At 67.5% G+C, this 17,745-nt stretch carries 9 protein-coding genes and 6 tRNA genes; 11 read left to right on the forward strand and 4 right to left on the reverse strand.

Annotated elements, in window-relative coordinates; translation table 11 throughout:
- Positions 1-25 precede the first annotated feature (25 nt).
- Both AC3A6F_RS07370 and metG read right to left on the reverse strand, forming a co-directional pair.
- Complete coding sequence (locus AC3A6F_RS07370; RefSeq protein WP_487679366.1) at positions 26-1,342, reverse strand: enoyl ACP reductase FabMG family protein; 1,317 nt, start codon at positions 1,340-1,342, stop codon at positions 26-28.
- Positions 1,343-1,505: 163 nt separating this feature from the next.
- A complete protein-coding gene (gene metG, locus AC3A6F_RS07375; RefSeq protein WP_487679368.1) occupies positions 1,506-3,653 on the reverse strand; it encodes a methionine--tRNA ligase in 2,148 nt (715 codons plus the stop codon).
- Positions 3,654-3,804: 151 nt separating this feature from the next.
- Between metG and apbC the strand changes: the two genes are divergently transcribed.
- The 11 genes from apbC to AC3A6F_RS07430 all read left to right on the forward strand — a co-directional run bounded on the left by apbC (position 3,805) and on the right by AC3A6F_RS07430 (position 15,326).
- Positions 3,805-4,893 carry an iron-sulfur cluster carrier protein ApbC gene (apbC, locus tag AC3A6F_RS07380; RefSeq protein WP_487679370.1) on the forward strand — a complete coding sequence of 363 codons (1,089 nt, stop codon included), beginning with the start codon at positions 3,805-3,807 and terminating at the stop codon, positions 4,891-4,893.
- Between the two features lie 234 nt (positions 4,894-5,127).
- A complete protein-coding gene (locus AC3A6F_RS07385) occupies positions 5,128-7,722 on the forward strand; it encodes a diguanylate cyclase (protein ID WP_487679372.1) in 2,595 nt (864 codons plus the stop codon).
- The gene (locus AC3A6F_RS07390; protein WP_487679373.1) at positions 7,712-9,085 is read left to right on the forward strand and encodes an aminotransferase class I/II-fold pyridoxal phosphate-dependent enzyme; all 1,374 of its coding nucleotides are present in this window, start codon (positions 7,712-7,714) and stop codon (positions 9,083-9,085) included. Before AC3A6F_RS07385 ends, AC3A6F_RS07390 begins: the two co-directional genes overlap by 11 nt.
- Positions 9,078-12,749, forward strand: coding sequence for an AMP-binding protein (locus AC3A6F_RS07395; protein WP_487679375.1), 3,672 nt, complete (start codon positions 9,078-9,080; stop codon positions 12,747-12,749). The genes AC3A6F_RS07390 and AC3A6F_RS07395 overlap by 8 nt, the downstream gene beginning before the upstream one ends.
- 63 nt (positions 12,750-12,812) lie before the next feature.
- The gene (gltX, locus tag AC3A6F_RS07400) at positions 12,813-14,204 is read left to right on the forward strand and encodes a glutamate--tRNA ligase (RefSeq protein WP_487679377.1); all 1,392 of its coding nucleotides are present in this window, start codon (positions 12,813-12,815) and stop codon (positions 14,202-14,204) included.
- 288 nt (positions 14,205-14,492) lie between these two features.
- Positions 14,493-14,568 (forward strand) — tRNA-Ala (locus AC3A6F_RS07405).
- A 56-nt stretch (positions 14,569-14,624) separates the two neighbouring features.
- Positions 14,625-14,700: transfer RNA gene (locus tag AC3A6F_RS07410), tRNA-Glu, on the forward strand.
- Between the two features lie 87 nt (positions 14,701-14,787).
- Positions 14,788-14,863 (forward strand) — tRNA-Ala (locus AC3A6F_RS07415).
- 39 nt (positions 14,864-14,902) lie between these two features.
- Positions 14,903-14,978 (forward strand) — tRNA-Glu (locus AC3A6F_RS07420).
- A gap of 75 nt (positions 14,979-15,053) precedes the next feature.
- Positions 15,054-15,129, forward strand: a tRNA-Glu gene (locus AC3A6F_RS07425).
- Between the two features lie 121 nt (positions 15,130-15,250).
- Positions 15,251-15,326 (forward strand) — tRNA-Glu (locus tag AC3A6F_RS07430).
- Between the two features lie 126 nt (positions 15,327-15,452).
- On the opposite strand, the gene AC3A6F_RS07435 is transcribed toward AC3A6F_RS07430, so the two are convergent.
- Positions 15,453-17,357, reverse strand: coding sequence for a S8 family serine peptidase (locus AC3A6F_RS07435; protein WP_487679379.1), 1,905 nt, complete (start codon positions 17,355-17,357; stop codon positions 15,453-15,455).
- A 28-nt stretch (positions 17,358-17,385) separates the two neighbouring features.
- The gene (locus AC3A6F_RS07440) at positions 17,386-17,634 is read right to left on the reverse strand and encodes a hypothetical protein (protein ID WP_487679381.1); all 249 of its coding nucleotides are present in this window, start codon (positions 17,632-17,634) and stop codon (positions 17,386-17,388) included.
- Positions 17,635-17,745 lie beyond the last annotated feature (111 nt).

Consider the following 17,745-nt stretch of genomic DNA (forward strand, 5'->3'; position numbering starts at 1 on the left):
TGCCACGCGCCGCCGGCGTCAAGTCTTACTTGTGCAAGGCGTTCAGCTGGCGGGCGATGATGTCGTGGTTGAGCCACAGAACCGGCGCGATTTTTTCCGACGCGCCATGGAACATCAACGGGCCGGCGCCTTCCAGCACCAGGCTCGACAGGTGATCGGTGATCAGCGCCTTCTTGTCCTTGTGCAGAGCGGTGATGGCTTCCGAGGTGCCGATCATGACGTCGGCCAGCGCCGGGGTATTGTCCATCGGCCAGGCTTCGAAATTGCGGAAGGTGGCGCTGGTTGTATCGTTATTGTACCCCTCGATGGTGTCGAGCAACTGTTGCAGCGAGGTGTCGTCGCCCAGCAGCTCTTCGCAGATGCGCCACTGCTCGTCGGCCCAGGCGCCGCCGCCTTCTTTTTTCAGCGCGCGCAGCAGCGGGAACAGCGACAGCTCGACGCCGACGAAGATGTCGGACGAATTGGTGCGGATTTCCGGGCAGTTGAACACGGTCGCGAAGGTGCCGTCGTTCCAGGCCGCTTCGGCGATCGATTCCAGGCGCATCTTTGCGTAGCCCTGGGTGTAGTTGGTGTAGGTCTGCCACTGGTACTCGTCCCCGATGAGGATCTCGGTGCCGTGGTAGCCGTAGGCGGTGTAGCGCACTTCGCCGCCGGCTTGCGTCACACGCTCGCGGATCGCGCTCGACGCATCGATCAGGTACTTGAGCGTGTTGGCCGAGACTTCGTCGAAGTTCATCAGGATCAGCTTGCCCAGGTCGCTGTCGAGCAGGGCGCGCGAGGACATGAAGCGCTCGCCGCGGCCTTTATAGATACGGTTGGCAATGGCCAGGAAGGCCTTGATCTTCGGGATGCCGCCGGCCATCGTGTGGGCGAAGAAGACGTTGGCGCCTTGCGGCACCAGTTTGTCGATCTCGGCCATGACGGTCGCGGCCGAGCCGGTGAAGCGGGCCACGCCTGCTGCGCGGCAACGCTCGATGCGTTCCCAGTCCAGCTTTTCTTCCTGCCAGTTCTTGAGGGTGATCCCGGACAGCATTTCGGTCGGGTTCTGTTCGCCTTCCGGGGCGTCCATGTCGAAGCCGGCCATCAGCGGCACGTTGATGATGCGGCCACCCAGTTTCTCTTCCGCTTCGGCCAGTTCTTCGTCGTTCAGCTGGCGCAGGGCGCCGCTGTCGTCGCGGCGGCCGACGGTGACGCCGACGATGGTCATGCCGGCGGCGCGCGCCTGGTCGATCAGGCCGTTGACATAGCCGCGGCCGAACAGTTCGCCGAACAGGACGAAGACGTCGCCCTTGCGGAACACATTGGCTTCTGGGATATGGCGGAGAGGATTCAAATCGGTCATATTATTAGCTACCTATCAAAAGAGTTTGTGGCGGCGTTTTGTCATATTTAAAACATGGCATTGTACACACACGCCACACCCTCGGGAATGCTTCCCGAGGCTTGCATGAGGCCCCTCTACGACCGGCGTTGCCGGTGTGAGGATGGCCTCTTGCCATGCGGATTTAACGGATACGCATGCCTGGCGTCGCGCCCGGCATCGGGTCCAGCAGGTACAGGCCCGGGTTCGTTTTCTCGTCGGCTGCCGAGGCGCACAGTACCATGCCTTCAGAGATGCCGAATTTCATCTTGCGCGGCGCCAGGTTGGCGACCAGCACGGTCAGCTTGCCGATCAGGTCTTCCGGCTGGTAGGCCGACTTGATGCCCGAGAACACATTGCGGTGACGGCCTTCGCCCACGTCCAGGGTCAGGCGCAGCAGCTTGCTCGAGCCTTCGACGTGTTCGCAGTTGACGATCTTCGCCACGCGCAGGTCGATCCTGGTGAAGTCGTCGATCGAGATTTCCGGGGCCAGGGCTTCGATGTCGCTGTCCACGGCGGCATCGGCGGCTTGCGCTGCCTCAGCCTTTGGCGCCGGGGCAGGAACCGCGGCCACGGCCGGCTTGTCGAACAGGTTCTCGACCATCTTGGCATCGACGCGCTGCATCAGGTGGGCATAGGTGCCGATGGTGCGGCCGAGCATGGTTTCATAGACGGCGGCGCCATGGGTGTCTGCCCAGCAGAGTTCGGCATCGCCCAGGAATTCGGCCACGCGCGTGGCCACGTTCGGCAGCACCGGCGCCAGCATGATGGTCAGCTGGCGGAACAAGATGAGGGCCGTGGTGCACACGTCGTGCAGTTCGGCGGTTTTGCCTTCGTCCTTGGCCAGCAGCCATGGCTTGTGTTCGTCGACGTACTGGTTGATGACGTCGGCGATTTCCATGATCTCGCGCAGGGCGCGGCCGTACTCGCGCGCCTCGAAGGCGGCGGCGATGCTGGTCTGGCGCTCGGCGCCATCCGCCATCAGGGCCTTGCAGATGGTGTCGCGGGCGGTCTGCGACAGGCTGTCGGCCAGCTTGCCGTCGAAGCGCTTGGCGATGAAGCCGGCGCAGCGGCTGGCGATATTGACGTATTTGCCGATCAGGTCGCTATTCACGCGGGCCACGAAGTCGTCGCCATTGAAGTCCAGGTCTTCGACCTTGGCGTTGAGCTTGAAGGCCAGGTAGTAGCGCAGCCATTCCGGGTTCATGCCCAATTCCAGGTAGCGCAGCGGCGAAATGCCGGTGCCGCGCGACTTGGACATCTTTTCGTTGTTCACGGTCAGGTGGCCGTGCACCGCGACCTTCAGCTTGTCGATGATCGGATGGCCCGAGAAATTGAGCATGGCCGGCCAGAACAGCAGGTGGAACGACACGATATCCTTGCCGATGAAGTGCAGCTGCTCGGCTTCCGGGTCGTTGAGGAAGGCGTCGAAATCCTGGCCTTGCTTCTCGAAGTAATTCTTGAGGCTGGCCAGGTAGCCGACCGGCGCGTCCAGCCACACATAGAAGAATTTACCCGGCGCATCCGGAATCGGGATGCCGAAGTAGGGCGCGTCGCGCGAGATGTCCCAGTCGGCCAGTTTCTCGCCTTCTTCGCCCAGCCATTCCGAGACCTTGTTGACCATCTCGGGCTGCAGGCGGCCCGGGGTGTTCAGCCATTCCTTCAGGAAGGTGAAGCAGCGCGGGTCGGACAGCTTGAAGAAATACTGCTCCGAGGGTTTCAGCACCGGGGTCGAACCGGTGAACACCGAGAACGGGTTGATCAGTTCGGTCGGCTGGTAGGCGGCGCCGCACACTTCGCAGTTGTCGCCGTACTGGTCCTTGGCGTGGCAGACCGGGCATTCGCCCTTGATGTTGCGGTCGGCCAGGAACATGCCCTTGGCGGTGTCGTAGAAACGGTCGACGGTCTTGGTGACGATCAGGCCGGCATCGCGCAGCTTGCGGTAGATGCCCTGCGACAGTTCGACGTTTTCCGGCGAATCGGTCGAATACCAGTTGTCGAAGGCGATGTGGAAGCCGTCCAGGTATTGCGCGCGTCCGGCGGCGATCTTGGCCACGAATTCCTGCGGCGTGATGCCTTCCTTCTCGGCCGCGATCATGATCGGCGTGCCGTGGGTGTCGTCGGCGCACACGAAATGCACCTCGTTCGGCCGGCCGTTTTGCTGGTTACCTTCGCGCTGCATTCGCTGGAAGCGGACCCAGATGTCGGCCTGGATGTATTCCATCATGTGGCCGATATGGAAGGCAGCATTGGCGTAGGGCAGTGCGGTGGTGACGAACAGCTTGCGGGTCATGGTGTCGAAACGCTCGGGTTATATGAAAAGAAGCATTTTACCAGTGGATGGCCCTGCGCGCTCAGGGGGTATTCCCGACTTTCAGCCCCTTCCGCCCAGCTTGCAGGCCGTTTTGCGCTACACTTCGCCCCAATATCATCCGGAGAGCACCATGAGCATCACTGAGAACGACGTCAAGACCGCTTTGTCGGAAGTCATCGATCCTAACACCCAAAAAGATTTCGTCACGACCAAGTCGGTCAAGAACATCAAGATCGAAGCCGGCCAGGTCAGCTTCGAGCTGGAACTGGGCTACCCGGCCGCCAGCCAGGTCGAAATGCTGCGCGGCATGGCCGCCGCCGCCGTGCTGGAACTGCCGGGCGTCGAAGGCGTCGCCATCCGCGCCTACAGCAAGATCGTGTCGCACACCGTGCAGCGCGGCATGAAAGTCATGCCGAACGTCAAGAACATCATCGCCGTCGCCTCGGGCAAGGGCGGTGTTGGCAAATCGACCACGGCCGTCAACCTGGCCCTGGCCCTGTCGGCCGAAGGCGCCAGCGTCGGCATCCTGGATGCCGACATCTACGGTCCGTCGCAGCCGATGATGCTGGGTGTCTCTGGCCGGCCGGTCAGCCATGACAACAAGAGCATGGAACCGCTGGAAAACCACGGCATCCAGGTGTCGTCGGTCGGCTTCATGATCGACCCGGACGAGCCGATGGTGTGGCGCGGCCCGATGGCCAGCGGCGCCCTGCAGCAGCTGCTCGAGCAAACCAACTGGCGCGATCTCGATTACCTGATCGTCGACATGCCGCCGGGCACCGGCGACATCCAGCTGACCCTGTCGCAGAAAGTGCCGGTCACCGGCGCCGTGATCGTGACCACCCCGCAAGACATCGCCCTGCTCGACGCGCGCAAGGGCCTCAAGATGTTCGAGAAGGTCGGCATCCCGATCCTGGGCGTGGTCGAGAACATGAGCACCCATACCTGCACTAACTGCGGCCACACCGAGGCGATCTTCGGCCATGGCGGCGGCGAGAAGATGTGCGCCGACTTCGGCATCGATTTCCTGGGCGCGCTGCCGCTGACGATGGCGATCCGTGAGCAGACCGACGCCGGCCGTCCGACCGTGGTCGCCGACCCGGACGGCGCGGTGGCTGCCGTCTACAAGCAGATCGCGCGCAAGGTCGCGATCAAGATCGCCGAAAAGGCGAAGGACATGAGCAGCAAGTTCCCGAGCATCGTCGTCAAGAACGACTGATCCGGCAGCGGGGCGCCACGCCCCGCGCTCCCCTCGCATTGCGCTTCACTCTGACGCGCGCCAGCACTTGTTGTTGGCGCGCGTCATTCATTTCGCATTCCGAAACCGTGCCGAGCGGTCAGCTTTTTCCTGCGAACTATCTGTTTGAAAATAAAGTCGTTAGGAAATTCCCTACCTACACTCTGACCTTGAGCGACCAGGGCACAAGTGTGCAAAACAGGTATCGGGAATCATATGGACGACGACAGCACACAGCGGTGGAGCGGGCGCTACCTGGGCATTGCGCAGCGCTTCATCCCCGCCGCGCTGCAGCAGGATGCGACCCAGGCGGCGCGCGGCGCCAATGTCGTGAATGCGGCGGTGATGGCCGGCACCGCCGGGCCGCTGTACGCGCTCGCCTATTGGCTGCTGGGCCTGGAGACGGCCGCCGTCGAGATCCTGCTGTGCTGCGCGGTGATGCTGTCGGCCCCGCCCGTGCTGCGCCTGACCGGCAGCGTGGTGGCGGCGCGCGAAGTGTTCCTGTGCGCGCTGTTCTTCAATTTCAGTTGGCTCAGTTGGCACCTGGGCGGGATCGTCTCGCCCACCGTCAGCTGGCTGATCACGGGGCCGGTGGTCGCGATGTTCCTGGGCGGCAAGCGCTGCGCGGGCGTCTGGCTGGCCATGAGCTGCGCCAGCGCCACCCTGATCTACCTGCTGGAGGCGAAGGGCCTGGCCCAGCCGCTGGCGCCGCGCACCGATATGCCGCTGCTGCACCTGGTGTGCGACCTCGGCCTGTACGTCGTGGTGCTGGTGTTCGTGCTGCTGTTCGAACTGACCAAGAACGACGGCTTTTCGCGCCTGCGCCAGGCACTGGCCACGATCAACGAGCTGGCGATCCGCGACGAGCTGACCGGCATCCATAACCGCCGCTTCCTGCTCGACCTGGTGGAAAAGGAAAAGGAGCGCGCCGACCGCAATGGCAGCGAATTCTGCCTGTGCCTGTTCGACATCGATTTCTTCAAGCGCATCAACGACACCTATGGCCACGCGGCCGGCGACACCGTGCTGCGCGCCTTCGCCCGCACGGTGCAGGACCAGCTGCGTGCGCTCGACGCCTTCGGGCGTTACGGCGGCGAAGAGTTCCTCCTGATGCTGCCCGAGACGCCGGCGGCGAGCGCGATCGCGCTGGCCGAACGGGTGCGCGGCGCGGTCGAAGGCCTACGCTGCCTCGACGCCGAACGCACGATCACGCTGACGGTCTCGGTCGGCGTGGCCGAGTACCGGCTGGGTGAGAAGGTGGCGCAAACCATCGTGCGCGCCGACCAGGCCCTGTACCTGGCCAAGTCGGGTGGCCGCAACCGGGTGCTGTGCCATGGTGACGATGGCCCGGCCGAAGTGGCAAGAGGCCTGGCCGCACCGGTCACCGACGCCCGTGCGCCGACGGACGGCACGGACGGCTTCCAGCGCGACCAGCTCACGGGCCTCTTGAACCGGCGCCTGCTGCGCGACCGGCTGCGCCATGCGATGGACCGCGCGCGCCGCAACGGCCGCGTGGTGGCGCTGCTGCTGCTGAACATCAACCGCTTCAAGGAAGTCAACGACGCCCTCGGCTTTGATGCCGGCGATATCCTGCTGCACCAGGCCGGCGGCGCGATCCGGCGCTGCCTGCGCGACTGCGACACGGTGGCGCGCTGGGGCGGCGACGAATTCGTGGCCTTGCTGGAAGACCTGGGCGGCCAGGCCGACGCCCTGCTGGTGGCCGACAAGATCCTGGACCGTTTCACGGCGCCGCTGGCGGTCGCCGGCCGCGATTGCTATGTGACGCTGGCGGTCGGGATCGCGCTCTATCCGGCGCCGGACTGCGACCTCGACGCGCTGCTCAAGCGCGCCGACCTCGCGATGCGCAGCGCCAAGGGTTGGGGCCAGAACATCGTGCGCGTGTATGCCGGAAGCGCTGCGAACGCTGACGGCGGCAGCGTGTCGCCGCCGACGCAGAGCGAACGCCTGGCCCTGAAGAACGGCTTGCGCGATGCCCTGGCCCAGGGCCAGCTGTTCATCGAATACCAGCCGCAGGTCGAGCTGCGCGAACGGCGCGTGATCGGGGTCGAGGCGCTGCTGCGCTGGCAGCATCCGGTGTACGGCCGGATCGACCCGGGACGCTTCATCCCCCTGGCCGAAGAGACGGGGATGATCGTCCCGATCGGCGAGTGGGTGCTGCGCTGCGCCTGCCTGCAGAACCGCGCCTGGCACGCCGCCGGCCTGCCGGAGATAAAAACCGCGGTCAACCTGTCGGCGCGCCAGCTGCGCGAGCCGGGCCTGGCCGGGCGCATGCTGGCCATCGTGGCCGAGACCGGGATGCCGCCCGCCTGCCTCGACCTCGAGATCACCGAAGGCATCCTGATCGAGGACCTGGCCGCCAATTGCGTCGTGATCAGCCAGTTGCGGCACGCCGGCGTGCTGGTCTCGATCGACGATTTCGGCACCGGCTACTCGAGCCTGAACTACCTGTGCGAGCTGCCGGTGGACATCCTCAAGATGGATGGCCTGTTCGTGCGCCGCCTGGGCGCCGCCAGCGGCCGCGCGCGCGCCTACGCCGTCGCCGACAGCATCGTGGCGATGGCGCACCGTCTCGGCCTTTCCGTGATCGCCGAATCGGTCGAGACGCCGCAACAGCTGGGCGACCTGTGCGCGATGGGCGTCGATGCCGCCCAGGGCTATCTGTTCGACCGGCCGCTGTCGCCCGAGCTGGTGGCAGCGCTGCTGGCGCGCCAGGCGCGCGAGTGCGCCGATGCCATGCTCCCGCCAACCCGTATTCTTGAATCCGTAGCCGGAGGACGCCGTGCAGAATGAATCGATTCCCTTCGACCCCGTGCGCGACCCGGCGGCCCTTGGCGCTTCCGGCGCCCTGGACGGCAACGTCGCCCAATTCGCCCAGCCGCGCGGGCCCAACCTGCTGCGCCGCGGCGGCGTGCTCGACGCCTGGGTGGCGCTGCGCGCCCGCCACGGCGTCTGGCCCTACGGCCGGGTGCTGGAAGGCCCTCCCGGCCCGCTGGCCAGCGTGGCCGCAGACGGGGCGCCGTCCGCGCGCGGCATCAATTTCGCATCCCAGGATTACCTGTCGCTGGCAGCCCATCCGGCGGTGCACGAGGCGGCGCGGCGCGCGCTGCACGACGCCGGGCCACATAGCGCCGGCTCGGCCGTCTTGCTTGGAAATACCCGCCATTCGCAGGCGCTGGAAACCGCGCTCGGCGAGCTGCTGGGCCTGGACCAGCTGGTGCTGTTCCCGACCGGCTGGGCGGCAGCCTTCGGCGCGATCACGGCCCTGGTGCACTCGCTCGATCACGTGGTGATCGACGCCCTGGCCCATGCCTCGCTGCGCCAGGGCGCGGCCTGCGCCACCCGCAACGTGCTGGTGCACCGCCACCTCGACTGCGACCATGTGCGCGAGCTGCTGGCGCGGATCCGCGCGATGGACGCCGTCAACGGCATCCTGGTGGTGACCGAGGGCCTGTTCAGCATGGACGCGGACAGCCCTGACCTGCCGCTGCTGCAGCACCTGTGCCGCGAATACGGCGCGACCCTGCTGGTCGACGTGGCGCACGACCTGGGCGCGCTGGGGCCGGGCGGTGGCGGCGTGGTGGCCAGCCAGCGCATGCTGGGACGGATCGACATCGTGATGGGCAGCTTTTCCAAGACCTTCGCCACCAACGGCGGCTTCGTCGCCTGCGCCCACCAAGGGGCGCGGCGCCAGCTGCAGCTGTACGCCGGGCCGCATATGTTCTCGAACGCGCTGTCGCCGATGCAGGCGGCGGTGGCGTTGGAAAGCCTGCGCATCGCCGCATCTAGCGAGGGCGACGGGCTGCGCGCCGACCTGCTGCGCAACGCGGTCGAGCTGCGTGCGCTGCTGACCTGCTCGGGCCTGCATTGCCTGGGCGGCCCGTCGCCGATCGTGCCGGTGTGGACCGGCCTGGAAAGCGCGGCGCGCGTGGCCGGCATGCTGCTGGCGCGCGATTCGGTGTTCGTCAACCCGGTCGAGTTTCCCGGCGTGCCGCTCGGGGCGGCGCGGCTGCGGCTGCAGCTGATGGCCCAGCACACGCCGGCCCAGTTGCGGCGCGGGGCCAGCCTGGTCGCCAATGCCTGCGGCCGCGCCGGCGCCGGCGCCTTTGCCGGCAACCCGGCGCGCCAGGCCTGCCAGGGGCGCTATCGTGGCTGAGAGCGAGCCGCTGCAGGCGGCGTTCGTCCTGCTCCAGCTGGAGCGTCACGCGCGCACCGCGCCCGAGCGCCTCGCCTTCACGTTCCTGCGTGAGGACGGGCGCGAGGAATCCCTCAGCAATGGCGAGCTGGCCGCGCGCGTCGATGCGCTGGCCAGCTTGCTGGCGCGCGAGGCCGCGCCGGGCGAACGGGCATTGCTCCTGTATCCGCCCGGCCTGGCCTTCGTGACCGCCTTCTTCGCCTGCCTGCGCGCCGGCCTGGTGGCGGTGCCGGCCCCGCTGCCGCGCCGGAACGAAGGCGGGCGGCACCTGCGCGCGCTGCTGGTCGACGCCGATCCGGCGCTGGTGCTGGCCATGCGCGAGGCCGCGCCCGGCCTGGCCTTTGTGATGGATGGCGGACGTACGCGCCTGCTGTGCACCGATGGGCTGCAAGGGGTGCCGGCTCAACTACCCATGGTTGCGCCCGATGCGCTGGCCTTCATCCAGTACACCTCCGGCTCCACCATGGCGCCGCGCGGGGTCGAGGTCGGCCATGCCAGCCTGGCGGCCAATGTCGCGATGATCCGCGCCGCCTTCGGCTTCGACGCCGACAGCGTGATGGTGAGCTGGCTGCCGCCGTTCCACGACATGGGCCTGGTGGGCAGCATCGTCACGCCGGTCAGCGTGGGCTTTCGCTCGGTCCTGATGGCGCCCGCGACCTTCCTGCGCCAGCCGCGGCGCTGGCTGGAGGCGATCCACGCCTACCGCGCCACCTGCGCCGGCGCGCCCGATTTCGCCTGGGACCTGTGCGCGCGCCGCACCACGCTCGAGGACAAGGCCCGGCTCGACCTGTCCTGCCTGACCGTGGCCTACAACGGCGCCGAGCCGGTGCGCGCGGCAACCGTGCGCCGCCTGTTCGCGGCCTTCGCCGAGTGCGGGCTGCGTCCCGGCGCGATCTTCCCCTGCTATGGCCTGGCCGAGCACACCCTGCTGGCGGCGGGCGGCCCGCGCGGGCAGGCGCCGCGCACCTTCGCCCTCAGCCAGTCGCGGCTCGAGGCGGGCCAGGTGCGCGAGGCCGACCGCAGCGACCCCGATGCGCGCGAGCTGGTGAGCTGCGGCCCGCCGGCGCCGGGCGTGGAGCTGCTGGCGGTCGATCCGGACAGCTGCCGTCCGGCCGGCCCGGGCCGGGTCGGCGAGATCTGGCTGGCCGGCGCGGCGGTGGCGCGCGGCTACCGCAACGCGCCCTTCGTGGCGCAAGCCGCGTTCGAGGCCAGGCTGGCGGACGGCGCCGGGCCCTGGCTGCGCACCGGCGACCTGGGTTTCGTGCGCGATGGCGAGCTGTACATCACCGGGCGCCTGAAAGACCTGGTGATCGTCAATGGCCGCAATATCTATCCGCAGGATGTCGAGATGCTGGTGGAAGAGGTGGCCAGCTTCCTGGAGCCGAATCGCTGCGCGGTGTTCGGCGCCGATGACGGCGGCCAGGAGCGGCTGGCGATCGTGCTGGAAGCCGATCGCCGTCTGGTGCGCATCGCCCGCCGCGGGCGCAGCGACGCCGCCAGCCTGGCCCAGCTCGACGCGCTGGTCGGGCGCATCCGCAGCGCCGTGGCCAGCCGCTTCGGCACCACGGTCGAGCTGCTGGTGCTGGTGCGGCCCGGCTCCTTTCCGCGCACCAGCAGCGGCAAGGTACAGCGCGCGCTGTGCCGCGCGCTGGCCGCGCGCGAGGAACTGGACGTGGTGTATGCGGCCCGTGAACTGCATCCGCGCCGCCGCAGCAGCGACGCGCGCGACCTGGACGCGGCCGAGCAAAGCCGACGCACGGCGGGCGAGATGCGCGACTGGCTGCGGCGCTGGGCGCCGCGCCGGCTCGACTCGCGCCTGATGGACGAGCGCCGCACGATGCCGCCGCACGTCCTGCTCGACCTGGGCAATCATGGCTTTCTGGGCATGCAGGCGCCGGTCGCCCTCGGCGGCAAGGCGCTGGCGACCGGCGACCTGCTGCGCCTGATGGAGCAGCTGGCCGCGATCGACCTGACCCTGGCGACGGCGGTCGGGGTGCACAACGGCCTGGGCTTGCGGCCGGTGCTGCGCTTCGCGCCCGAGCGCCTGCGCGCTGCCGTGGCCCCGCACCTGGCCGGCGGGCGCCAGCTGGCCGCGTTCGCGCTGACCGAGCCGGCGGCGGGCGCCAATCCGCTGGCGATGCGCACCCGCGCCCAGCGCTGCGCCGGCGGCTGGCGCCTGAACGGCGACAAGCACCTGATCGGCCTGGCCAACTGGGCCGGCTGGATCACGGTGGTGGCGCGTGCGCTGGACGAAGAGGGGATGGGGCTGGGGACGGTGGCGCTGCTGCTGCCGGACGACGCGCCAGGCCTCTCCCAGGAAGCCGAGGCGCTGACCATGGGCATGCGCGCCATGGTCCAGAACGCGCTACGCTTCGACGACGTGTTCGTGCCCGACACCCACGTGCTGGGCCAGCCGGGCGCCGGGATGGAGGTCGCGCGCGACGCGATGGCCTTCGCCCGGCTCGGGATCGGCGCGCTGTGCGTGGGCGGCATGAAGCGCTGCGCCCAGCTGATGCTGCGCTACGCCGGCCGGCGCGAGGTGGCGGGAGGGCGCCTGCTCGAGCATCCGGTGACGCTGGCGCGCCTGGACGACCTGACCTGTGCGATCGGCGCGCTCGAGGCGCTGGTACGTGCGCTCGGCGCGTATGACGAACGAGGCGGCACCCATAGCGCCCATGACCGGCAAGGCGGCGCTCACGGCGCGCCGCGCGCCCTGCCGCAGGAAGCCTGCATGGCCTGCAAATGCGTGGCCTCCGAGCTGCTGTGGGAGGCGGCCGACATGTTGATGCAGTTGCTGGGCGGGCGCGGCTACCTGGAACCGAACCTGGCGCCGCTCTTGATGCGCGACGCGCGCGTGATGCGCATCCTGGAAGGGCCGACCGAGGCGCTGTACGTGCACCTGGGCGCCGGCGCGCTGGACGGCGCTTGCCTGGCGTTCGCCGCCGACGTGCTGGACGCGCCCGACGTGGCGCAGCAGGCGCGCGCGGCGCTGCAGGGGGCCGGTGCGGCCTGCCCAGGCTACGCGGCCGGCGAACTGTGCGCCTGGACCCTGCTGGTGGCCGCCTGCGGCGACGGTCCGGCCGCCCCCTGGGCGCGGCGCCGCTGGTCGGCGCTGCTGGCGCAACTGAAGCAGGGCGGCGCGCCGGCGGCGCCCGCGACCCTGGCGGCGCGCATCGCCGCCTATGCCGAGGCGATCGGCACGCCGGAGCAGGAGGCTGCCGATGAGGACCGCGTGCGCGACCCCTTGCTGGCGCCGGAGTGGGCGCCCACGGCGGAACCGGCGCCGGCACTGCCGCAGGCTCAGGCGAAGGGAGAGACGGAGGCGGAGCCGGGCGATACCCGCGCGCTGGTGCGGCGCTGCCTGTCGTATGGCCTGGATGGCGGCGTCGAGACGCTGGGCGACGACCAGCCTTTCGCCGAGGTGGGGCTGGATTCGCTGTCGGCGATGCCGGTGGCTTTGGCCCTCGAGCGCCAGACCGGGATGGCGATCAATGCCGAGATTTTGTATGAATACCAGACGGTAGCCCAGCTGGCCGCCTATCTCGATGCGCGCGGGGCGGCCGGGGCTGTGCAGGAAATGGTGGCGCAGGAAAGGGTGGCACAGAACCCGGCGGCGGGCGGTTGACCGATGCAGCCTGGCGCAGGGCGACGGGGTAGAATACGCTCTTTTACCTGATTGCTTTCTGCCATGACCGTTCGCACCCGATTCGCTCCCAGCCCGACCGGCTACCTCCACCTGGGCGGCGCGCGCACCGCGCTGTATTCCTGGGCCTATGCCCGCCATTTCGGCGGCACCTTCATCCTGCGCATCGAAGACACCGACCTCGAACGTTCGACGCCGGAAGCGGTGCAGGCGATCCTGGACGGCATGAAGTGGCTGGGCCTGGACCACGACGAAGGCCCGTTCTACCAGATGCAGCGCATGGACCGCTATCGCGAGGTGGTCAAGGGCATGCTGGACGCCGGCACCGCCTATCTGTGCTACTGCTCGCCGGACGAAGTCGAGGCGATGCGCGAGCGCATGCGCGCGGCCGGCGAAAAGCCGCGCTACGACGGCACCTGGCGTCCAGAGCAGGGCAAGACCCTGCCGGCGGTGCCGGAAGGCGTCAAGCCGGTGGTGCGCTTCAAGAATCCACTCGATGGCGAAGTGACCTGGACCGATGTGGTCAAGGGCCCGATCACGATCGGCAACAAGGAGCTGGACGACCTGGTCATCGCGCGTCCGGACGGCACCCCGACCTATAACTTCTGCGTCGCGGTCGACGACTGGGACATGAAGATCACCCACGTGCTGCGCGGCGACGATCACGTGAACAACACCCCGCGCCAGATCAACATCCTGCGCGCGCTCGGCGCCGAGCTGCCGCAGTATGGCCACCTGCCGATGATCCTGGGCGCCGACGGCCAGAAGCTGTCCAAGCGCCACGGCGCGGTGAGTGTGATGGAATACCCGGAGCAGGGTTATTTGCCGGAAGCGATGCTGAACTACCTGGCGCGCCTGGGCTGGAGCCACGGCGACGACGAGATCTTCTCGATGCAGCAGTTCACCGAGTGGTTCAACCTGGAACACCTGACCGCATCGGCGGCCCAGTTCAATCCCGAAAAGCTGGGCTGGCTGAACAACCACTATATCAAGCAGACCGACAACGAGCGCCTGGCGCAGCTGGCGCTGCCGAAGCTGGAACGCGACGGCGCGCGCTTCGATGGCGCCCCGGCGCTGCCGACCGTGCTGGGCCTGATGAAGGAGCGCGTCAACACGATCAACGAGCTGGCCGATGCGGCGATGCTGTTCTACCGCGATCCGCAACCGGATCCGGAATTGCTGTCCCTGCACCTGACCGACGCGGTACGCGCCGCGCTGGCCACCTTCGCCGAACGCTGCGCCACGGTGGAGTGGAACAAGGCGGCGCTGGCGGCCATGCTGAAGGAAGTGCTGGCCGCCCACAGCCTCAAGATGCCGCAGCTGGCCATGCCGCTGCGCCTGCTGTTGACGGGCCAGCTGCAGACGCCGGCAATTGATGCGGTGCTGGAGCTGTTCGGGCGCGACGTCGTGCTGGCGCGCGTGCAGAAGGGCCTGTAACAAGGGCTGCAAGAAGGTGTAGGGTCGGCCTCGGCGGCCCCGCGCTTCGCCGCCGACGCGGTGATGGTTGCCAGCCAGATCATCCGGCGCGATAGCGGAGCCGATAACGGATGGTTGGCAGCCAGATCATCCGGCGCGATAGCGTAGCCGATAACGATCGCCGCGTCGGCGGGAAGACCCGCCGACCCTACGCAAGAAAGAACGTTGAATGGCGCTGTACACAAACGCTAAAAACGGACTTTGCGAAATGCAAGGTCGTCCTATATAATGCTCGCACTTCAGCACTGCGGGGGTATAGCTCAGCTGGGAGAGCGCTTGCATGGCATGCAAGAGGTCAGCGGTTCGATCCCGCTTACCTCCACCAACTCTGAAGTGGCAGTAAGGTAGTAGAGCAGTAAAAGCAGTAAGCGGTTGTTCCCGGTCCCCATCGTCTAGAGGCCTAGGACATCACCCTTTCACGGTGAGTACCGGGGTTCGAATCCCCGTGGGGACGCCAGGTAACTGGCAAGAATGACCGGACGAAGGCGGCGCAAGCGGCACTAGTCGAAGCAGTAGCAGTGTAGTAAAATGTTGTTTTCTCGTAGGGGGTATAGCTCAGCTGGGAGAGCGCTTGCATGGCATGCAAGAGGTCAGCGGTTCGATCCCGCTTACCTCCACCACGATGGAAAACAGCAGCAAGCAGTATTGGATTTACTAGGGTCCCTATCGTCTAGAGGCCTAGGACATCACCCTTTCACGGTGAGTACCGGGGTTCGAATCCCCGTGGGGACGCCAAGAATATGGCAATGCGCCGCGCCAGCGGCGGCGCATGGTAAGGTAGTCGGTAGTTTAAGTTTTGTGCAGTTTTAGGTCCCCATCGTCTAGAGGCCTAGGACATCACCCTTTCACGGTGAGTACCGGGGTTCGAATCCCCGTGGGGACGCCAGCTTAAAACCGGAGTAGACCAACGCAAATCTGCGGAGAGGTGCTCCGGTTTTTCTATTGTGCCGGCAGAAGTGTGCCCATATGGGCAAAGTAGTAGTAGAGTAGTCGCAATACAGTTTTAGGTCCCCATCGTCTAGAGGCCTAGGACATCACCCTTTCACGGTGAGTACCGGGGTTCGAATCCCCGTGGGGACGCCATACAGATAGCCGGAGCCGGCCGCGAAAGCGGGGCTCCGGTTTTTCTTTGGGCGCTGCATTTGTGTGGCACTGCGACGCAGTCCATGCAGGTCCGCTTTCCCGGTTGCCGTCATCTTCTGAGCGGCATCACCATCCCGATGGACGCAAACCCGCGAACGGGTATTGCATCGTTCCACCCTGGCCAATGCCGCCGCCGCCTGGCAGTCCCATGCCCAGGCGGACGCCGTCGCCTGGCGGCATCGCGAACATCCCGGCAGGAATGCCGAAACTGGCGGCCGCAGCTTGCCACGCCATGCCGGGCTGCGCCACGGGCAGGCCCAGCGCCACCAGGGCGTCCGGCAAGCCGTAGCCGATCCGGTTCGGATCGCTCAGCGTGACGGGGCGCGCACTCATCCGCAAGACCTGGAACAGGCGCTCGACCCGTTCTGGCGAACGTGGCAGCGACATCGACTGGAACTCGGGACGGTGCGCCAGCACCAGGGCGGCAAGGCCGGTGATGTGGGGCGCCGCCATCGAGGTGCCGTCCCAGGCCGCGAAGTTATTGGGAGGAACGGACGACACCACGGCCACGCCCGGCGCGCAGACGTCGACCTGCGGCCCGAAGCAGCTGAACTTGGCCGTGAAGTAACCCTGCATATCGCTGTCCGGGCCGATGGTTTCGGCATGGTAGCTGTCGGGCGGGAACTCGCCGATCTTGCCGATCGCCGCCACCGCCAATACATGCGGCGACGAAGCCGGGTACTGGACGGCCGAGGACGAGTTGCCGGCCGCGGCGATGCAGGCGACGCCGGCCTGCTTGGCGCGCACGATCTGCCGCTCCAGCGCTTCGGACGGCGATCCGCCGCCCAGGCTCATGTTGACGACGTCGATCCCCTGTTCGATGCAGTATTCGAGCGCATCGATCAACTGGCTGACCTGGCCGCCGGGGAATAGTTTGCAGACGTGGATCTCGGCCTCGGGCGCGAAGCCGCGTATGCCCCAGGCCGGATCGGCGGCGGCGATCACCCCGGCGCAGTGCGAGCCGTGCCCGAGCGTATCGACGTTCCAGGTGGAGCGGTCGACCTGTTTGTTGACGACGTCGAAGCCGGCATGGATCTGCTTGAGGTTGCCGTGCGTGGTGGCGGCGCCGGAATCGATGACGGCAATCTTGACGCCGCGGCCGCGGAATTGCTGGGGCACCTGGTCGAGGCGCATCGCGCGGGCGCCCCAGCCCATGGCGCTCTGCTGCGGCATGCCTTGCAGGGCGGGCCAATCGGCCAGCGGGCACAGCATGACGACGTTCGGTTCGTCCAGGCTCAGGTCGGGGTCGCGCTGGTAGTGGCTCCAGTAATCGGTGCGCGGCTTGACGTACAGGCCGCTGATCGCGTGCGCGTCTTCTCCGTAAAGGCGCAGATGGGCGACTCCGTCGGGGCCGGTAACCGCGGAGCTCGGCAGCGCACCGCCGAACAGCGAGACCTCGACATCGGGCAGTGGCGCGCCGTCCTTGCCGACCACGGCGAGCAGCAGCTCGGCCTGCGGTCCCCGGTAGGGCGTCAGAGAGCTGACGAGGTCGGGGCGGCGCAGCATGGGGTCGAGCAGTTCCAGGTGCTGGTCGCGCTCGACCAGCAGCTGGCCCTGGCCGCGCTGCAGCAGCTCGCCCGCCTTCTGGTCGGTCATGCGCGCCACGATCACGCCGTCGGCCAGTTCGCCCATGGCGGCGGGGCCGAAGCCGGCCGGCGCCATGCCGCCGCGGGTGGCGATGGTGTCGACCACGTCGATGTCGGGCAGGGTGTGCAGTGCCTGCTGGACGGCCGCCAGGCCAAGTGGTGCGACCCAGCTGCTGGTGCCGAAGGCGCCGGTGAGGGCCGCGCGTGGCGCGACCAGGTATTTTTTCTTGCGCTCGGCGACCAGACGGCCGCGCGCGATGGCCGTGGCGCCATCGGTGGCGCCTGCCGCGGTTGCAGCCGCGGTGCGCTCGGCTCCTGCGCCGTCAGGAGTCGGGTTGGGCGTCTCCTGGGCTTCGCCGGCGGAGCCTTTCGTATGTTTTGGCATGGGATGTCCTTTGCCCGGGACCGCTCCGTCAGAGAGAGAGCGGCTGGTCCGGTTCGATCGTTAACTGGTGAAGAGTCTGTTGCCGCAGCCGCTCGGCGGTCGGCGCGTCGGTCTCGACGACGGCCGTGTGCGGCGGCCCGGAAGAAGGCCCGATAATGTCGACCAATTGCACGCCTGGTTCAGTGCCCAGGGTCGTGAGAAACTTGGAAAGTGCGTTGTCATCGTTGGCGGCGCGCACGATGTAGCGGCCGAGCGTGGGAGGCAGGGATGCCGGCATGGCGGGGGCTCCTGAATGCCGGCCTGCCACAGGTAGATACCCGTGGCAGGCCGGCGCAATGTCGTTAGGCAATAAGCGTCAAGCGTTGCGCATCAAGTGGTCCGCAGCTGT

The sequence above is a fragment of the Massilia sp. Soil_C_3 genome, assembly GCF_057657035.1.